Source organism: Deinococcus terrestris, from assembly GCF_009377345.1.
In the GTDB taxonomy this organism is placed as follows: domain Bacteria; phylum Deinococcota; class Deinococci; order Deinococcales; family Deinococcaceae; genus Deinococcus; species Deinococcus terrestris.
Genome location: NZ_WBSL01000001.1, coordinates 25,246 through 41,049, shown reverse-complemented (window position 1 = coordinate 41,049; position 15,804 = coordinate 25,246). Strand labels below are relative to the sequence as shown.

The 15,804-nt window shown below is 68.7% G+C and carries 14 protein-coding genes and 2 tRNA genes; 12 read left to right on the top strand and 4 right to left on the bottom strand.

The annotated features are described in order from the left end of the window. Positions 1-7: 7 nt before the first annotated feature. From F8S09_RS00225 to deoD, 8 genes are all read left to right on the top strand, one after another. Complete coding sequence (locus tag F8S09_RS00225; protein WP_152867949.1) at positions 8-871, top strand: cell division protein FtsX; 864 nt, start codon at positions 8-10, stop codon at positions 869-871. Then, positions 868-2,724, top strand: a complete 1,857-nt coding sequence (locus tag F8S09_RS00220) for a peptidoglycan DD-metalloendopeptidase family protein (RefSeq protein WP_322618371.1) — start codon at positions 868-870, stop codon at positions 2,722-2,724. Before F8S09_RS00225 ends, F8S09_RS00220 begins: the two co-directional genes overlap by 4 nt. 134 nt (positions 2,725-2,858) lie before the next feature. Then, the gene (gene rpsP / locus F8S09_RS00215; protein WP_152867947.1) at positions 2,859-3,107 is read left to right on the top strand and encodes a 30S ribosomal protein S16; all 249 of its coding nucleotides are present in this window, start codon (positions 2,859-2,861) and stop codon (positions 3,105-3,107) included. Between the two features lie 95 nt (positions 3,108-3,202). Continuing rightward, positions 3,203-3,664, top strand: a complete 462-nt coding sequence (locus F8S09_RS00210) for a hypothetical protein (RefSeq protein WP_152867945.1) — start codon at positions 3,203-3,205, stop codon at positions 3,662-3,664. A gap of 23 nt (positions 3,665-3,687) precedes the next feature. Further along, positions 3,688-4,494, top strand: a complete 807-nt coding sequence (locus F8S09_RS00205; RefSeq protein WP_152867943.1) for a hypothetical protein — start codon at positions 3,688-3,690, stop codon at positions 4,492-4,494. A gap of 109 nt (positions 4,495-4,603) precedes the next feature. Further along, positions 4,604-5,983, top strand: a complete 1,380-nt coding sequence (miaB, locus tag F8S09_RS00200; protein ID WP_322618370.1) for a tRNA (N6-isopentenyl adenosine(37)-C2)-methylthiotransferase MiaB — start codon at positions 4,604-4,606, stop codon at positions 5,981-5,983. Between the two features lie 68 nt (positions 5,984-6,051). After that, positions 6,052-6,768: a metallophosphoesterase family protein gene (locus tag F8S09_RS00195; protein ID WP_152867939.1), complete on the top strand. Its 717-nt coding sequence runs from the start codon at positions 6,052-6,054 to the stop codon at positions 6,766-6,768. 19 nt (positions 6,769-6,787) lie between these two features. Next, entirely contained in the window at positions 6,788-7,495 is a 708-nt protein-coding gene (gene deoD / locus F8S09_RS00190) for a purine-nucleoside phosphorylase (RefSeq protein ID WP_152867937.1), read from the top strand. Positions 7,496-7,568: 73 nt separating this feature from the next. Here deoD and F8S09_RS00185 read toward each other — a convergent pair whose 3' ends face one another. After that, positions 7,569-8,822, bottom strand: a complete 1,254-nt coding sequence (locus F8S09_RS00185) for an RsmB/NOP family class I SAM-dependent RNA methyltransferase (RefSeq protein ID WP_152867935.1) — start codon at positions 8,820-8,822, stop codon at positions 7,569-7,571. Between the two features lie 52 nt (positions 8,823-8,874). Next, positions 8,875-10,119 carry an MFS transporter gene (locus F8S09_RS00180; protein WP_152867933.1) on the bottom strand — a complete coding sequence of 415 codons (1,245 nt, stop codon included), beginning with the start codon at positions 10,117-10,119 and terminating at the stop codon, positions 8,875-8,877. 291 nt (positions 10,120-10,410) lie between these two features. Here F8S09_RS00180 and F8S09_RS00175 point away from each other — a divergent pair, with 291 nt between their 5' ends. The 3 genes from F8S09_RS00175 (at position 10,411) to F8S09_RS00165 (ending at position 14,549) form a co-directional block, all read left to right on the top strand. Then, positions 10,411-11,592: a sugar ABC transporter substrate-binding protein gene (locus tag F8S09_RS00175; protein WP_152867931.1), complete on the top strand. Its 1,182-nt coding sequence runs from the start codon at positions 10,411-10,413 to the stop codon at positions 11,590-11,592. A gap of 177 nt (positions 11,593-11,769) precedes the next feature. Beyond that, the gene (locus tag F8S09_RS00170) at positions 11,770-13,176 is read left to right on the top strand and encodes an ABC transporter permease subunit (protein WP_152867930.1); all 1,407 of its coding nucleotides are present in this window, start codon (positions 11,770-11,772) and stop codon (positions 13,174-13,176) included. Then, a complete protein-coding gene (locus tag F8S09_RS00165; RefSeq protein ID WP_152867923.1) occupies positions 13,173-14,549 on the top strand; it encodes a sugar ABC transporter permease in 1,377 nt (458 codons plus the stop codon). The genes F8S09_RS00170 and F8S09_RS00165 overlap by 4 nt, the downstream gene beginning before the upstream one ends. A 91-nt stretch (positions 14,550-14,640) precedes the next feature. Here the strand turns inward: F8S09_RS00165 and F8S09_RS00160 are convergent. Together F8S09_RS00160 and F8S09_RS00155 are read right to left on the bottom strand one after the other, a co-directional pair. Continuing rightward, positions 14,641-14,715, bottom strand: a tRNA-Val gene (locus F8S09_RS00160). A gap of 29 nt (positions 14,716-14,744) precedes the next feature. After that, a tRNA-Cys gene (locus tag F8S09_RS00155) sits at positions 14,745-14,818 on the bottom strand. Positions 14,819-14,922: 104 nt separating this feature from the next. Between F8S09_RS00155 and F8S09_RS00150 the strand changes: the two genes are divergently transcribed. Then, positions 14,923-15,792 carry a glycerophosphodiester phosphodiesterase gene (locus F8S09_RS00150; protein ID WP_152867921.1) on the top strand — a complete coding sequence of 290 codons (870 nt, stop codon included), beginning with the start codon at positions 14,923-14,925 and terminating at the stop codon, positions 15,790-15,792. The last annotated feature ends 12 nt before the right edge of the window (positions 15,793-15,804 follow it).

Below are 15,804 nucleotides of genomic sequence, written 5' to 3'. Positions count from 1 at the left end.
GCTGCCCATGACCTACCACTTCCGCCAGGCCCTGCTCGCCATGCGCGGCAACCTCACCGCCACGCTGGGCACGCTGACCACCATGACCCTGACGCTGCTGATGCTGGGCGGCGTGCTGCTGCTCACGCTGAACGTGAACCGCACCCTGGAAGGGCTGGAATCGCAGGTGGAGGTCGCGGCCTTTCTGGAGAGCGGCGCGAACGGGGCGGCCCTGCTGGGGCAGGTCGAGGGGCTTCCCGGCGTGCGCGAGGCCCGGCTGGTGTCCAGCGAGGCTGTCCTCGCGGAGATGACCCGCGACTACCCCTCCACCGCCGAGGCTGCCGGGCTGGTCGGGAACCCCTTTCCCGACACGCTGCGGGTGCGGGTGGGCCGGGTGGAGGACTCGCGCCCGGTGGCCGAGGCGGTGGCGAAACTGCCCGGTGTGGAGGACGTGGAGTACGGGGCCGGGTACGTGGACCAGGCCGTGCGGACGCTGACCACCGTGCGGGCGGCGGGGTACGGATTGGTGGCGCTGCTGTTCGCGGGTACGCTGCTGAGCATCCTCAACGCCGTGCGGGTCGCCATGTACGCCCGGCGCAAGGAGATCAGCGTGATGCGGCTGCTGGGGGCCACGCGCGGGTTTATCCGCACCCCGCACGTGATCGAGGGCGTGCTGCTGGGCACCCTGTCCTCGGTGCTCGCGCTCTCGGTGCTGGCGCCCGGTTACCTCGCGCTGGCCGAGCGGGTGGCGACCTTTGCGCCTGTCTTTCCGGTCGTGCGCGACCTCGACACGCTGCTGCCCCTGCTGGGCGCGGTGGCGATGCTGGGCATCCTGACCGGGCTGGCCGGGAGTCTCTTTGCCACCCGGCGCTACCTGCGGGAGCTGGAGTGAGGAGAAACCCGCGCTGGCCCGCTCTTGTTCTGCTCTCGGCAGCGCTGCTGGCCGGAGCGCAGGAGACCAGTGAGCGGCTCCAGCAGCTTCAGCGCGAACTCTCGCAGCAGCGGCGGCTCAGTGTTCAGCAGGGCCGCGAACTGGCCGACCTGCGCCGCAACATCGCCCGTCTGTCCGCGCAGGGCCGCGAGACGCTGGAGCGGCTGGAGACCCTGTCCGGGCGGGTGGCCGAGCTGGAAAACGAGACGGCCGACCTCGCCCGGCAGGTGCAGAGGGCCGAACGGGTGCTGGCCGAGACGACGGCGGCGGGTGAGGTGACCCAGGCCCGCGTGACCCGCCTTCAGGCCGATCTGCGTGAGTTGCTTCAGGCCCTCTACCGTGAGCGCAGCGGCCAATACCTGCGGCTGCTGTCGCAGTCGGGCAGCCTCTCCGACCTGCTGATCCGGCTGCGCTACGCCAACCTCTCGGGCGAGCAGCACGTCACGGTGCTGGAAGACCTGCGCGGTGAGGTCCGCACGCTGGAGACCCAGCGCGAGCAGCAGGCCGCGCAAAAGGCGACCCTGGAGGGCTTGCAAGCCCGCCAGCTCGCCCGGCTGGAGGAATTGCGGGAGAGCCGCGCCGAGACGGGCCGACTGCTGGCCGAGCTGCGCCGCGACGAGCAGGGCCAGCGCACCCTGGCTGCCCGCACCCGCGCCGAGCAGGCCGAGACGGCCCGCACCATCGACGAACTCGTGGGCGCGGTCGTCAAGGAAAAGGCCCGGCTGGAGGCCGAGCGCCGCCGCAGGCTGGAGGAGGAACGCCGCCGCCGCGAGGCCGAGCTGCGCCGCATCCGCGAGGAACGGGAACGCGCAAGGCTGGAGGCCGAACGCCTCGCCCGCATCCGCGCTGAGCAGGAGCGGCAGGCCCGCATCGCCCGCGAACGCGCCGAGGCCGAAGCGAAAGCCAGAGCCGAGGCCGAGGCGAGGGCCAAAGCCCGTGCCGAAGCCCGCGCCCGTGCGGAGGCCAAGGCCCGCGCCGAGGCTGCCGCCCGCGCTAAGGCGGAAGCGGAAGCCAGAGCACGTGCAGAGGCCGCCGCCCGCGCCCGCGCCAGGGCTGAAGCGAAAGCCAGGGCCGAAGCTCAGGCAAAGGCCGCTGCGGCCGTCCGCGCCAAAACCGAAGCTGAAGCCCGCACGAGGGCCAGGGCCGAGGCCGAAGCGAAGGCCCGCGCCGAGGCCCAGGCCAGGGCCGCCGCCGAAGCCCGCACCAGGGCCGAAGCCGCCGCCCGCGCCCGCCAGCAGGCTGACGCCATCGCCCGCTCCCAGGCCGAGGCCCGTGCCCGCGAGGCCGAGCAGAGTGCCCGCGAACAGGCCGAGCGCGAGGCGGCGCTCGCGGCCCAGCGCGAACGCGAAGGGCGGGTCGCCCAGGAACAGGCGGCCCTGCGCGAGCGCCAGGGGCAGACCCAGCAGGCGGTCGCGGCCACGACCCAGGCCCTCGCGCCGCTGCCCGCCTCGCCCGGCCCGCTGGGGTTTCCGCTGCCGGGGGGCCGGGTCAGCCAGCCCTACGGCTCGAACGGCGCCCAGTGGAGCGTGCTGGAAGCCGCCGAGGGCACCCAGGCCGTCGCCTCGCTGCCGGGCAACGTGATCGCCACGACCTACTACGCCAGCCTGGGCTGGGTGGTGCTGCTCGACCACGGGGCGAAGGTCACCGCGTATTTCGGCCTTCAGGACGCCGCCGTCGAGATCGGGGCGCGGGTGGGCGCGGGCACGGCTCTGGGCACCGTGGGCGGCAGTCCCATCTTCGGCCCCGGCCGGATGGCCTTTCAGCTCAACGAGGTGTCGGGGGCGTCGCGTCGGCCGGTGCCCCCGCCCTTCTGAGCCCCCCTTCCCACAGCCCCCCGCCCTCTGCTACTCTCCTTCGGTGCGCTTCCGGTTGGCTGCTGCGGGCGCATGAATCCCGCGACCTAGGCGGGTAGCCCCACCCTCACCACTCCAACCCGAGGTTTTTTGTCATGGTCAAGATTCGCCTGTCCCGTTTCGGTTCTGCCCACAACCCCCACTACCGCATCGTGGTGACCGACTCCCGCCGCCCCCGTGACGGCGGCTACATCGAGAACCTGGGCCACTACGACCCCCGCAAGACCAGCGAGACCTACCTCAAGGTCAACGCCGAGCGGGCCGCCTACTGGATCTCGGTCGGCGCCCAGCCCACCCAGACCGCCCGCCGCCTCCTCAAGAGCCAGGGCGTCAAGGTCGCCTGAGGCCACCCGGCACCCCAGAAAGGCTCCCCACGTGGGAGCTTTTTTCATGCCCCTCCATCAGTTCCCCTTCATGAGAGCGGCCTAAGCTCGCCGGTATGCGTGCCCTTCATTTTCTGCCGCTGCTGGCCGCCCCCCTGCTGCTTCCCGGCTGTGCGCTGGGGGCGAATATCGCCGCGAGCACGGCGCTGGAGCGGGCGATGAATGGCGTGTACGAGGGTACCGGCACCGGGCTGACGGGCCGGGTCCCTTACCGCCTGCTGCTGAGCGTGCAGGAGCGCGAGGGCCGCGCGACGGGCGTGCTGACCAATCTGGAAAGCCGCAAGGCGTACGCGGTCAGCGGCACCTTTCAGCGGGTGGGCACGGCGGGCGGCAGCATCGAGGTGAATCTCTACGAGGGCGGCGACGCCCTGCGCGGCACCCTGCGGGCCGAGCTGGGGGCGGGCAAGGTGACGGGCACCCTCCGCACCGTGCTGCTGGGCCGGGAACTGCTGACCTACAACCTCACGCTGGAGAGGCAGGCGACCGGGGCCACGCCCGCCTCTCCCCAGAGCCCCTGACCCCCGCCGGAGTAGCCTGGGGCATGAAGACGTGCCTCGCGCTGGCCGGACTGCTCACGCTGCTCTCCCCCGCCCACGCGGAAGTCCTGCGGTGGGGCACCCTGACCGTGACGGTCACGCCCCGCCCGGAGGGGACGGTGGAGGGAGAAGCGCGGGCAGTGGTCCGCAACGGCAGCCGCACCGTGCTGACCGTCAGCGGCTGGAACGTGGCGGCCGAGCTGCAACCCCTGCGGCCCGGCGGCCTGCCCGAACTCGTCCTGACCACCTTCTCCGGCGGGGCGCACTGCTGCTCGGTGTACTACGCCTTTACCCAGGACGCGGGCCGGGTGGAGAACCTCGCCATCATCGACGGGGGCAATTACGGCCTGCGCTTTGTGGACCTTCGCGGCGACGGCACGAAGGAGCTGCTGTTTGCGAATGACAGCCTCGCCTACTACGACTGGCCGTATGCCGCCAGTCCTGCCCTGCTGACCGTGCTGGCCTGGGACGGGGTGCGGCTGGCCGACCGCACCCGTGCCTACGCCTACGTCCCCGCGCAGGAGGCGGCCCGCAACCTGGGCGACCTGCTCGCCGGGCTGAGCAAGGACGATCACCTCACCAACCTGAAAGCGCGGCTGGGTGGCTACTACGCCAACATGATCCTGGCCGGACAGGGTGCCCAGGCCGAGGAGGTGTTGCGGACGCGGGTCTTCGCCAAATCCTCCGCCCTGCGCGACTGGTTTCGCCAGCACCGCCCTGAGCTGATCGACGCCACCTACGCCCCCGCCGAGGGCCGCGTGCGGGTGGCTGAAAGTACGAATTACCCGCTGAAGGAGTCGGAGCAGCCCTGAGTCACGGGCGTACCCACCCCTGCTAGACTCGCGCCCGGCCCGCGCTCAGTGCAGCGTGGCGCACCACAGAAGGCCCCGGAATCCCTCCGTCAGGCCGAGGAGAATGAACGTGAAGGCACACCTGATCACCTACGGCTGCCAGATGAACGAGTACGACACCCATCTGGTCGAGTCGCAACTCGTCAGCTTCGGCGCGGACATGGTCGCCAGCGTGGACGAGGCCGATTTCGTCCTGATCAACACCTGCGCGGTGCGCGGCAAACCCGTGGACAAGGTCCGCTCGGTGCTGGGCGACCTGCGCAAGCAAAAGCAGCAGCGGCCCCTCGTCGTCGGCATGATGGGCTGCCTCGCGCAGCTGGAAGAAGGCCAGCAGATCGCCCGCAAGTTCGAGGTGGACGTGCTGCTGGGGCCGGGCAGCCTGCTCGATATCGGCAAGGCGCTGGAGAGCAACGAGCGCTTCTGGGGCCTGCAATTCAAGGACGAGCTGCATGAGCACATCCCGCCGCCCCCCACGGGCAAGCTGCAAGCGCACCTCACGATCATGCGTGGCTGCGACCACCACTGCACCTACTGCATCGTGCCCACCACGCGCGGGCCGCAGGTCAGCCGCCACCCCGACGACATCCTGCGCGAACTGGACCTGCAACTCGCCGCCGGGGTGCAGGAGGTCACGCTGCTGGGCCAGAACGTGAACGCCTACGGGGTGGACCAGGGGGCGAGGCTCGCCGGATACCCCTCCTTCGCCGACCTGCTGCGGCAGGTGGGGCGCTCGGGCGTGCGCCGGGTCAAGTTCACGACCAGCCACCCCATGAACTTCACGGAGGACGTGGCCGCCGCGATGGCCGAGACGCCCGCCGTGTGCGAGTTCGTGCACCTACCCGTGCAGAGCGGCTCCAACCGGGTGCTGCGCCGCATGGCCCGCGAGTACACTCGCGAGAAGTACCTCTCGCACATCGCCACCATCCGCAAGCACCTGCCGCACGCGGTCCTGGCGACCGACATCATCGTGGGCTTTCCCGGCGAGACGGAGGAAGACTTTCAGGAAACGCTGAGCCTCTACGACGAGGTGGGCTACGACTCGGCCTATATGTTCATCTACTCGCCGCGCCCCGGCACGCCGAGCTACAAACACTTTCAGGACCTCCCGCGCGAGCTGAAGACCGAGCGATTGCAGCGCCTGATCGTGCGGCAGAAGGAATGGAGCGCCCGCAAGAACGCGGAAAAGGTGGGCACCGTTCAGGAACTGCTGCTGCGCGGCGACGCCCACGACTCGGGCTTTCTGGAGGGTCACACGCGCGGCAACCACCCCACGGTGGTGCCCAAGGCGCTCGGGGCGACGGGGGCGGGCCTCTACCGCGCCCGCATTGAACACGCCACCCCGCACATGCTGTATGGCCGCCTGATCGGGGAAGACGGTCAGGACCTGCCCGAGCTGCCGCGCTTCAACCCGGAAGCGGCGGCGCTGAGCAGCCCGTTGCAGATGGTCTGAGGACAGAGGGAGGGGGCCGGGGCATCAACGCCTCGGCCCCTTTGCTGTGGGCCTGGCTATCCTGACCCATGCGCCTCGCCGTCTTCGGGGATATCCACGGCAACCTCCCGGCCCTCCACGCCGCTCTGACCGACATGCGGGCACAGGGGGCCGACGCTTTCCTCTGTCTGGGAGACGTGGCCCTCGGCGGCGGCTGGCCGCGTGACTGTCTGGCCGAGGTCGCCGCGCTGGGCTGCCCCGTGGTGCGCGGCAATGCCGACCGGATGCTGCTGGAGCCTGTCTCACCCTTTTCCCCACGCGGCTTCCCGGACGAGGAGAAATTGCACGAGATTGACGCCTGGGGACACGCTCAACTCACGCCAGCCGACCGCCGCCTTGTAGAAACCTATCTTCCCGTCGCGGAGCTGCCCGGCCTCCTGGGATTTCACGGCAGCCCCGAGCGCGACGACGAGACGCTGAGCGCACAGACTCCAGACGCGCGGCTGGAAGCGTTGCGGACCGCCTCTGGGCAGCACCCCATCTGGGTCGGGGGCCACACCCACAAGCCTCTGCTGCGAACCTTGGACGGCTGGACTCTCCTCAATCCGGGAAGCATCGGCCTCCCCTACGAGCGGCGAGGCGACCGCTATGTCAACCTCGCCCAGGCCAGTTACCTGCTGCTCGGTGCAGACGGGCAGGTCACTTTCCGCACCGTGCCCTACGACGTGCGGGCCGTGCAGCAGGGCATTCTCGCCAGCGGCCTTCCCCATGCCGGGTGGCTCGCGGCCGAGTGGGTGGGCACCTGACTCTGTTACCCTGTCCCCGATGACGGTTCACCTGAACGCCAAAGAAGGCCAGATCGCCGAAACCGTGCTGCTCCCCGGCGACCCCCTCCGCGCCCAGCACATCGCGGAGACGTTTTTTGAAAACCCCGAGCTGCACAACACCGTGCGCGGCATGCACGGGTACACCGGCACCTACAAGGGCCAGCGCGTCAGCGTGCAGGGCACCGGCATGGGCATCGCCAGTTCGATGATCTATGTCAGCGAACTGATCACCGGCTACGGCTGCAAGAACCTGATCCGGGTGGGCACCTGCGGGTCGTACCAGCCGCACGTGCATGTGCGCGACCTGATCCTCGCGCAGGCGGCCTGCACCGATTCGAACATCAACAACATCCGCTTCGGGGCCAAGACCTACGCGCCCATCGCGGACTTCGGGTTGCTGCTCCGGGCCTACCAGATCGCGCAGGAGCGGGGCTTCACCTCGCACGTCGGCAACATCATGTCGAGCGATACCTTCTACCACGACGATTTCGACCAGTACAAAATCTGGGCCGACTTCGGGGTGCTGGGCGTGGAGATGGAGGCCGCTGGGCTGTACACCCTCGCCGCCAAACACGGGGTCCGGGCGCTGACCATCCTGACCGTCTCCGATCACCTCGTCACGCGGGAGGAAACGACCGCCGAGGAGCGCCAGATGACGTTCAACGGGATGATCGAGGTGGCGCTGGACGCCGCACTAGGGCTGTAAGACCGGGAGTAATCCAACACGAGAGGGAGGCGAGTGCCAACGCGCTCGCCTCCCTCTCGTGTTGGGACGGTTCCTACGGCTTCCGCCGCAGCCGGGCGATGAAAAATCCGTCTATACCGTCCTCCATGACGGTCAACATGCCGTCTCCGGCCGGGGCGGTGGGCAAGTCCAGATCGGGCAGCGGCTCGGGCGAGAACTCCGGGTGTGCGGCGAGGAAGTCGGCCACGACCTCTGCCCCCTCCTGCGGCGCGACGCTGCACACGCTGTAGACCAGCAGACCGCCCGGCTGCACGAGCGCGGCGGCGTTCGGCAGCATCCGGCTCTGGAGGGCCGCCATCTCCCCTATCGCCTCTGGGGTCAGCCGCAGCTTGATCTCGGGGTGGGCGCGGAGGGTGCCCGTCCCCGTACAGGGCGCGTCCAGCAGCACGAGGGGCGCGGGGGGCAGGCTCAGCGGCCCGGTCAGGTCGTGGGTCACGAAGTCGGCGCTCAGCCCCAGCCGCGCCAGATTCTGCCGGGCGGCGGCGTGCTTGCGCCCCTCCACGTCCACGCTGGTGACCTGCGCCCCCCGCGCCGCGAGCATGGCGGCCTTGATCCCCGCTCCCCCGGCGAGGTCCAGCACCCTCGCCCCCGCCACCTCGCCCAGCGCGTCCACGACCGCGAGGCTGGCTGGGTTGATGGGCTGCGCCTGCCCCCGCTGATAGGCGCCACTCTCGCGCAGGGGCCGCGCCAGCGTGACCCGGTCCACCCCGTTCGGCCCCGGCTCCACGGCGCTGCCCTCGGCTTCCAGCGCCCTGACCCCCTCTTCCGAGAGGCTCAGCCAGAGCGGTTGGGGCGTCAGCAGGTCGGCCATCACCGCCTCGGCCCGCTCGCCGTAAGCGGCCCGGAACATCTGGATCAGCCAGCCGGGCAGGGCGAAGCGCGTCTCCTCGGTGACGGGGGGAAGGTCCATCCGCCGCAGCACCGCGTTCACGAGGCCGGACGGAGCCAGCCGTGCCCCCCGCGCCAGCCCCACGTATTCGCTGACGACCGCGTGGGGAGGCGTGCCCAGCACGAGCTTCTCGAAGGCCCCGGCCAGCAGCAACGCCCTCGTTTTGGGGTGCGTCTCGCCGCGCAGCAGGGGTGTCAGCGCGGCCTCTAGGGTGGGCGCGTGGCGCAGGGTGCCGTAGACGATGTGCGTGGCGAGGCCTGCGTCGCGGGTCGGGAGCCGGGCAGCGGCCAGCGCACTGTCCAGCGCGGGGGCCGCGAACGTCTCGCCTGCCAGCACGCGCATCAGGACGCGAACAGCCAGCGCTCGGGCCGGATTGAAGATGGGGCGCGGAGCCGTCATGGGGGGCAGCATAGAGCGGGCTGGGGGGTGCGCTCCGTCCCGGCTGGCAGGATCAGATCTTCGCCCCCTGCGCCGGGCGGACCTGGGGCCGGGCGATCAGGGTCCACAGCAGCAGGGCGAGGAGGATGCCGCCGCTCAGGAAGTAGGGCGCCGCGTGGCCGACGCCCTGGTACAGCCCGGTGCCGATCAGGGGTCCGGTCATCCGGCCCAGGGCAAGGGCGCTGCTGTTCAATCCCGCCACCGCACCCTGCTGCCCCGCCCCCGCGCTCAGCGAGAGGGCCGCGCTCAGGCTGGGGCCGAGGACCGCGCTGCCCACCCCGATCACCGCCAGCGCCGCCGTGATGGGCCAGAAGCTCTGTCCCAGCGGGAGCAGGAACATGCCCGCTCCCATCACCAGCAGCCCCACCGAAATCAGGGGTCCCGGCGCGAACTTGCGGCTCAGGGGCCGCATGGCCCCGCCCTGCACCGCCGCCGCGAGCAGCCCGAAGACCGCGAGCATCAGCCCCACCGTCCGCGCCGTACCCTCCGGGGTCAGGCGCAGGGTGTCCTGCACGTAAAAGGCGATGGTCTGCTCCATGCCCACGCTCGCCAGGGTGTACAGCGCACTCACCGCCAGAAAGAGGAGGATGCCCGGCCGCCCCAACAGGGCACGTCGTTCCCCAGCCGGGGCCGGAGCCGCGTCCGCCCGGCGCGTCTCGGGGAGGGTGCGCCACGCGGCGAGCGCCGTAACCAGCCCCAACCCCGCGCTGAAGAAGATGGGGGTGGTCAGTCCGAACCCTGACAGGGCCGCTCCCAGCGCCGGACCAAACACCACGCCCAGCCCGAACGCCGCACCGATCAGCCCCATGGCGGCGGCGCGGTCCTTCTCGCTGCTGAGGTCGGCCATCATCGCCTGCGCGGTGGGGAGGGTCGCGCTCGACAGCACGCCGCCCACCACGCGCGAGAGCACCAGCAGGACGAAGAGCAGGCCCCCGGCCAGCACCCCCTGCGCCCCCAGCACCGCCAGCACCCCGAACAGCCCGAAGCTCAGCGAGAAGCCAACCAATCCCAGAATCAGCACCGGCTTGCGTCCCACCCGCTCGCTGCGGCTGCCCCAGATCGGCGAGAAGACGAACTGCGCGAGGCTGTAGGCAGTCGAGAACCAGCCGATCTGCGTCACCGAGAGGCCGAGTTCCCGCCCCAACGGCGCGATGATGGGAAACAGCACGCTCAGGCCCAGCATGGCGACGAAGATGGTCAGGAACAGGATCAGCTTGGGCGAGAGCGGGCCGCGTGGGCGGGCGGGGGCGGCAGTCATGGGCGCACTCTAGCACCACCCCTGACCGGTCGGTCAGGACCAAATGACCCCCACTGCACCGTCACCACGGCCCTTGAAGTCGGTACAAGAAAGGTGATTTTCTTCTGACCAGAGCGTTAAAACGCAACCTTGAGTCTACCCTTGTCAACTTAGGCCTTCTTGCCTATACTGATTCTCAGCCACCGGAGCAAAGTTTGAAAATTGTCCCGGCTCTGCCCGACCTCCCAGGTGGCCCGAACGCACGTTCCCCCGCTGGAAGCGGTTCAGACACCAGCTTCCCCAGGAGATTCCATGAAAAAAGCTCTGACGGTTCTGTCCCTCGCCCTGCTGGGAAGCGCCAGCGCGGCCAACCTGACGGTCTGGACTCACTTTGGTGGCCCCGAGCTGACCTGGCTGCGTAGCCAGGCCGACGCCTTCAAGAAGAAGACGGGTCACAACATCCAGATTGTCAGCGTTCCCTTCGATCAGATTCCGGACAAGCTCATCCAGAGCGCTCCCAAGGGTCAGGGGCCGGATCTGGTGCTGACCCTGCCGCAAGACCGCCTTGGGCAGCTTGCTGCGGCGGGCGTGATTGACTCCATGGACCGCTACGTGACCAGCCGCAGCGATTTTGACCGGACGGCCCTCTCGGCGATGACCTACAAGGGCAAGCTGATGGGTATGCCCATGTCTGCCGAGTCGGTGGCGCTGGTCTACAACAAGAAGCTGGTTCCCAACGCCCCCACCACCTGGTCGCAGTTTCTCAGCGTCGCCCAGAAGAACACCGGCAGCGGCCGCTTCGGCTTCCTGACGGACATCGGCGAGGCGTACAGCAACTACGGCATCATTAGCGCCTACGGCGGCTACGTGTTCAGGAACACGGGCGGCACGCTGAACCCCAAGGACGTGGGCCTGGCCAACGCGGGTGCCGACAAGGCCAGCGCGTTCCTGAACGACCTGCGCTACAAGTACAACCTCGTTCCCGAGGGGGTGACGGGTGACGCCGTCAAGAGCGCCTTCCTGGACGGCCGGGCGGCCATGATCGTCACGGGTCCCTGGAACATGGGCGACATCAAGAAGGCGGGCATCAACTTCGGCATCGCCCCCTTCCCCACCCCTCCCGGCGCGAGCGGCAAGTGGAGCCCCTTCGTGGGCGTGCAGGGCGTGATGCTCAACGCCTACAGCAAGAACAAGGCGGCGGCGGCGCAGTTCGCCCGCGAGATCGTCAAGAGCGACGCGCAGGTGTCCTTCAACAAGGCGGGTGGCCGCATCCCGGTGAGCCTCTCGGCCCGCACCAAGCTCAAGAGTGACCCGGTGGTCGTCGGCTTCGGCAAGACCATCAGCATGGGCACCCCGATGCCGAACGTCGTGGAGATGGGTGCTGTGTGGGGTCCCTGGACCAATGCCATCGGCCAGAGCGTGCAGAAGCCCAACCAGAACTACAGCCAGATTCTTGACCGGGCCGTGCAAGAGATCAACAAGAACATCAAGTAATTCCAGAAGAGGAGAGGCGAGCCGCACCGCGCCTCTCCTCTTCTGCTGGACTTCGGCGGACGGGCAGCGGGCTCGTCCGCCGCTCGCGTGGAGGAGTATGGTGGAAACCACCTGCCTGCTGCGTCGCCTGCGGTTCTGACCCGCCCCACCCCTGTTTGCGAGGAGGCCTCTTACCCTATGACCTTGACCGCTGCTCCTTCCCGCCCGCGCAGCGCCGCTCCCCCGGACGGCGTGCGCGGTTTTTTGCTGGCGATCCTGATTCTGGCCGTGCTGCTGGGCGGGGCCGTGCTGATTGGCTGGCTGCTCTCGGGCCTGACCGCCCGCTTCTTCCCGGAAGCGCCTCCTTACCTGATCCTGGTGTTCACCGTGGGGGCGCTGCTGCTGGGCATGCCGGTGGTCGCGCGGCTCTTTCCCTGGATGGTGAGCTGGTATTACCTGGTGCCGTCGCTGGTGTTTCTGGCGGCCTTCACGGTGCTGCCTATCGTGCTGACGGTGAACTACGCCTTTACCAACTACAGCGGGCAGAACAGCGGCAACCCGGACACCGGCGTGCGGACGGAAGCCGCGCTCTCGCCGGACCGCCGGACCCTGACGCTGGCCGAGATTCCCGAGGGGGACTCGTTGGCGGAGTTCCTGCGCTGCGCCAACCCCAATTGTGTGGGCGACACGGCGGTGCTGTACGACGAGGACGCCTCCACGCCCGTACGGGCACAGATCGCCTCGGTGGAGGGCCGCAGCGTCACCCTGACCGCCCCCGTCGCAGAGACGTTCCAGCCCGTCAGTGTGACGCGCCTCAACCGCTACGAGTTTGTGGGGCTCGCCAACTTCCGCGAGATCTTCGCACGGGCGAGCAGTGCGCTGTGGCCGGTCTTCGTGTGGACGGTGGTGTTCGCCTTTTCCACGGTGGTGATCAATGCCATCGCCGGGCTGATCTTGGGCATCCTGCTCTACAACAAGCGGCTCAAGGGCCGCAACATCTACCGCACGCTGCTGTTCTTGCCCTGGGCGATTCCAGCGGTGATCAGCGTGCAGATGTGGAAGGCGCTGCTCAACCAGCAGTTCGGCATCGTGAACAAGTCGCTGGGCCTGCTGGGCATCGCGGCGATTCCCTGGCTGGGTGACCCGCTGTGGGCCAAGATCAGCGTGCTGCTGGTCAACCTGTGGCTGGGCTTTCCGTACATGATGACGGCCACCATCAGTGCGCTGGCGACCATCAACGACGATCTCTACGAGGCGGCCAGCATCGACGGCGCGAGCCGCTGGCAGCAGATCCAGAACATCACGCTGCCCCTGCTGCGTAACTCGTTCACGCCGATTCTGCTGTCGGGATTCGCCTTCAACTTCAACAACTTCGGCATCATTTATCTGCTCACCCAGGGCGGGCCGACCCAAGAAGGCCGTGACGCCACGGCGCAGAGCACCGACATTCTGCTGTCGTGGGGCTACAACACGGCCTTCGCGGCCAGCGGGGGGCAAAACTACGCCCTGGCCAGCGCCATCGCGCTGATCGTCTTTTTCCTGACCCTCGCCATCAGTCTGGTGAACTTCAAGGCGGCTGGGGTCTTTGAGGAGGCCCGGCGATGACCACGGCGCCCCGTGACCAGAATCTGCCGCCCGGCGGCTACGTCCATAAGGAGCCTAGCTTTCTGCGCCGCGCCCTGCCCTGGCTGGCGCTGGCCGCGCTGCTAGTCGGTTTCGGCGTGCTGGCCTATTACCTCGTGCAGAGCATGCAAGACCGGCAGCGCAGCTTCACGATCTATTTCGTGGAAAACGGCTGGGTGCGCTTCCTGCTCTTCCTGCTGGCGGCGAGCGGCGTGCTGGCCCTGACCAGCCTGATCGGGCAACGTATCGGGCAGGCCCGCACCGGGCGCCGCATCAGCTACCTCGCCGTGCTGGGCGATCAGCTCACGCACCTGTTCCTGATCCTGGTTGTGCTGGTGGCGATCTATCCCCTCTTCTACGTGCTGCTGGCCGCCTTCGATCCGCGCAACAGCCTCTTCGCCTTCCCGGATTTCGAGAACCCGAACATTCTCTACCGCTCGGGCCTGCTGCCCAACCTGGACGTGCTGAGCCTGGAGAACTTCACCCGGCTCTTTAACGGCATCACGCTGCCGGGCTGGCAACTGCTGCTGGCAGGCATCGTGGGGGCGGCGCTGGCGGCGGTGCTGCTGTTCGCGCTGGCCGGTCGCCTGGGCCGCGAGAACGCGGGCCTGAGCCGCGCCCGGTCGTGGGCGATGTACGCCCTGATCGGGGCGCTCGCGCTGCTGGTGATCTTCATGACCCCGGCGCAGTTCACCGGCCCCGACAACGAGAGCCGCTTCGTGCTGTCGGTGCGCAATACCATGCTGGTCTCGGGCCTGACGGGGGTGCTGGCGATCCTGCTCTCGACCACCTCCGGCTACGCGATGGCGCGGCTGCGCTTTCCGGGCCGCTTCCAGATGCTGCTTTTTTACATCTTTATCCAGATGTTCCCGGTCTTTCTGGCGCTCGTCGCCGTCTACGCGCTGATGGTGACGCTGGGCCTGACCAACACCTTCACCGGGCTGATCCTGGCCTACTCGGGCGGGGCCATCGCCTTCAACACCTGGATTTTCAAGGGCTACGTCGAGAGCCTGCCCGAGTCGCTGGAGGAAGCGGCGATGGTGGACGGCGCGACCCGCTGGCAGACTTTCCTCCGGGTGGTGCTGCCGCTCTCGGGCGGGATGCTGGCCTTTATCTTCCTGAACCAGTTCATCGGCACCTACGCCGAGTTCATCCTGGCGAACGTGCTGCTGACCGGCGTGGAAAAGTGGACCGTCGGCGTGATGCTGCTGAGCTTCACCCAGGGCCAGTTCTCGACCCAGTGGGGCGTGTTTGCCGCCGCCGCGACCCTGGGGGCGCTGCCCATCGTGGCCCTCTTCTACGGCTTCCAGCGCTACTTTGTGGGTGGGACCGTGGCCGGGGGTGTGAAGGAGTAAGCCGCCCAACTGCCGAGGCCCCCGGACCTGTACCGGGGGCCTTGTTGTGCGGTCACACAAAGGAAAAACCCTCGCCGGAGCGAGGGCCATCTGGTAGAACCGAGGGGATTTGAACCCCTGACCCCTACCGTGTCAAGGTAGTGCTCTACCCCTGAGCTACGGTTCTGCGTGCAGTGAGGACTGCGGGGTAAAACTTGGAGGCGCTGACCGGACTCGAACCGGTGGTGGAGGTTTTGCAGACCTCTGCCTTACCACTTGGCTACAGCGCCTTGGGGCGGGGCTGGAGGGCACTCCTCTCCCAGCGGAAGGAATGTTAGCACGGCCCCCCCAGGCTGTAAAGCGCACGGCGGCGCAGGCTACAGTAGGAGGCACCATGCCCAGATTGCTGCCCGTCGGCCTGCTGGCCGCGCTTCTCGTCGGCTGCGCCCCCAGCTCCCCGCCCGCCAACCCCTATGTGCAGGGCCGCACCCTCAATATTGCCCACCAGGGCGGCGAACTTCTGCGTCCCAGCAACACGCTCCCCGCCTACCGCCACGCCGCTGAACTCGGCGTGGACCTGCTGGAAATGGACATGCACGCCACCAGGGACGGCGTGCTGGTGCTGTCGCACGACGCGGCGCTTGACCGCCTGACGAACACGCGGGGGCGCATCGCCGACCTGACGCTGGCGGAGGTGCAGGCCGCCGACGCGGGGTACGCCTTCTCGCCCGACGGGGGCCAGACCTTCCCCTACCGGGGTCAGGGCGTGCAGGTCGCCCTGCTCTCGGAGGTGCTGACCGAGTTTCCCAACCTGCCGATGGTCATCGAGCTGAAGCAGGAGTCGCCCAGCATCGCCGCGCCGTTTTGCAAGGCGCTGCGTGACGCGAGCGCGACCGGACGGGTCATCGCCGCGAGCTTCAGCGACCGGGCCTTGAACGAGTTCCGTGCCGCCTGCCCCGAGGTCATGACGAGCATGACCGAGCGCGAGTTGCGCCTGCCCGTGCTGCTGGGCAAGGTAGGACTCTCAGCCCTCGCACCGCTGCCGGGCCGGGTCGCGCAGGTGCCGGTGCGAGCCGGAAATATTGAGGTGGTCACGCCCGCGTTCGTCCGGGCCATGCATGCGCGGGGCGTGGCCGTGCAGATCTGGACGATCAACGACCCCGCCGAGATGCGCCGCCTGATCCGGATGGGGGTGGACGGGATCATCACGGACCGGCCCGACCTGCTGAAAACGGTACTGACAGAGGAAGCGGCGAACCGCTGACCAAGAGGAGAG

Bases quoted from the DNA above. Each gene is read 5' to 3' on its own strand.
- F8S09_RS00225 (WP_152867949.1), top strand. From the start codon at position 8: ATGACCTACCACTTCCGCCAGGCCCTGCTCGCCATGCGCGGCAACCTC.
- rpsP (WP_152867947.1), top strand. From the start codon at position 2,859: ATGGTCAAGATTCGCCTGTCCCGTTTCGGTTCTGCCCACAACCCCCAC.
- F8S09_RS00210 (WP_152867945.1), top strand. From the start codon at position 3,203: ATGCGTGCCCTTCATTTTCTGCCGCTGCTGGCCGCCCCCCTGCTGCTT.
- F8S09_RS00205 (WP_152867943.1), top strand. From the start codon at position 3,688: ATGAAGACGTGCCTCGCGCTGGCCGGACTGCTCACGCTGCTCTCCCCC.
- F8S09_RS00195 (WP_152867939.1), top strand. From the start codon at position 6,052: ATGCGCCTCGCCGTCTTCGGGGATATCCACGGCAACCTCCCGGCCCTC.
- deoD (WP_152867937.1), top strand. From the start codon at position 6,788: ATGACGGTTCACCTGAACGCCAAAGAAGGCCAGATCGCCGAAACCGTG.
- F8S09_RS00185 (WP_152867935.1), bottom strand. From the start codon at position 8,822: ATGACGGCTCCGCGCCCCATCTTCAATCCGGCCCGAGCGCTGGCTGTT.
- F8S09_RS00180 (WP_152867933.1), bottom strand. From the start codon at position 10,119: ATGACTGCCGCCCCCGCCCGCCCACGCGGCCCGCTCTCGCCCAAGCTG.
- F8S09_RS00175 (WP_152867931.1), top strand. From the start codon at position 10,411: ATGAAAAAAGCTCTGACGGTTCTGTCCCTCGCCCTGCTGGGAAGCGCC.
- F8S09_RS00170 (WP_152867930.1), top strand. From the start codon at position 11,770: ATGACCTTGACCGCTGCTCCTTCCCGCCCGCGCAGCGCCGCTCCCCCG.
- F8S09_RS00165 (WP_152867923.1), top strand. From the start codon at position 13,173: ATGACCACGGCGCCCCGTGACCAGAATCTGCCGCCCGGCGGCTACGTC.
- F8S09_RS00150 (WP_152867921.1), top strand. From the start codon at position 14,923: ATGCCCAGATTGCTGCCCGTCGGCCTGCTGGCCGCGCTTCTCGTCGGC.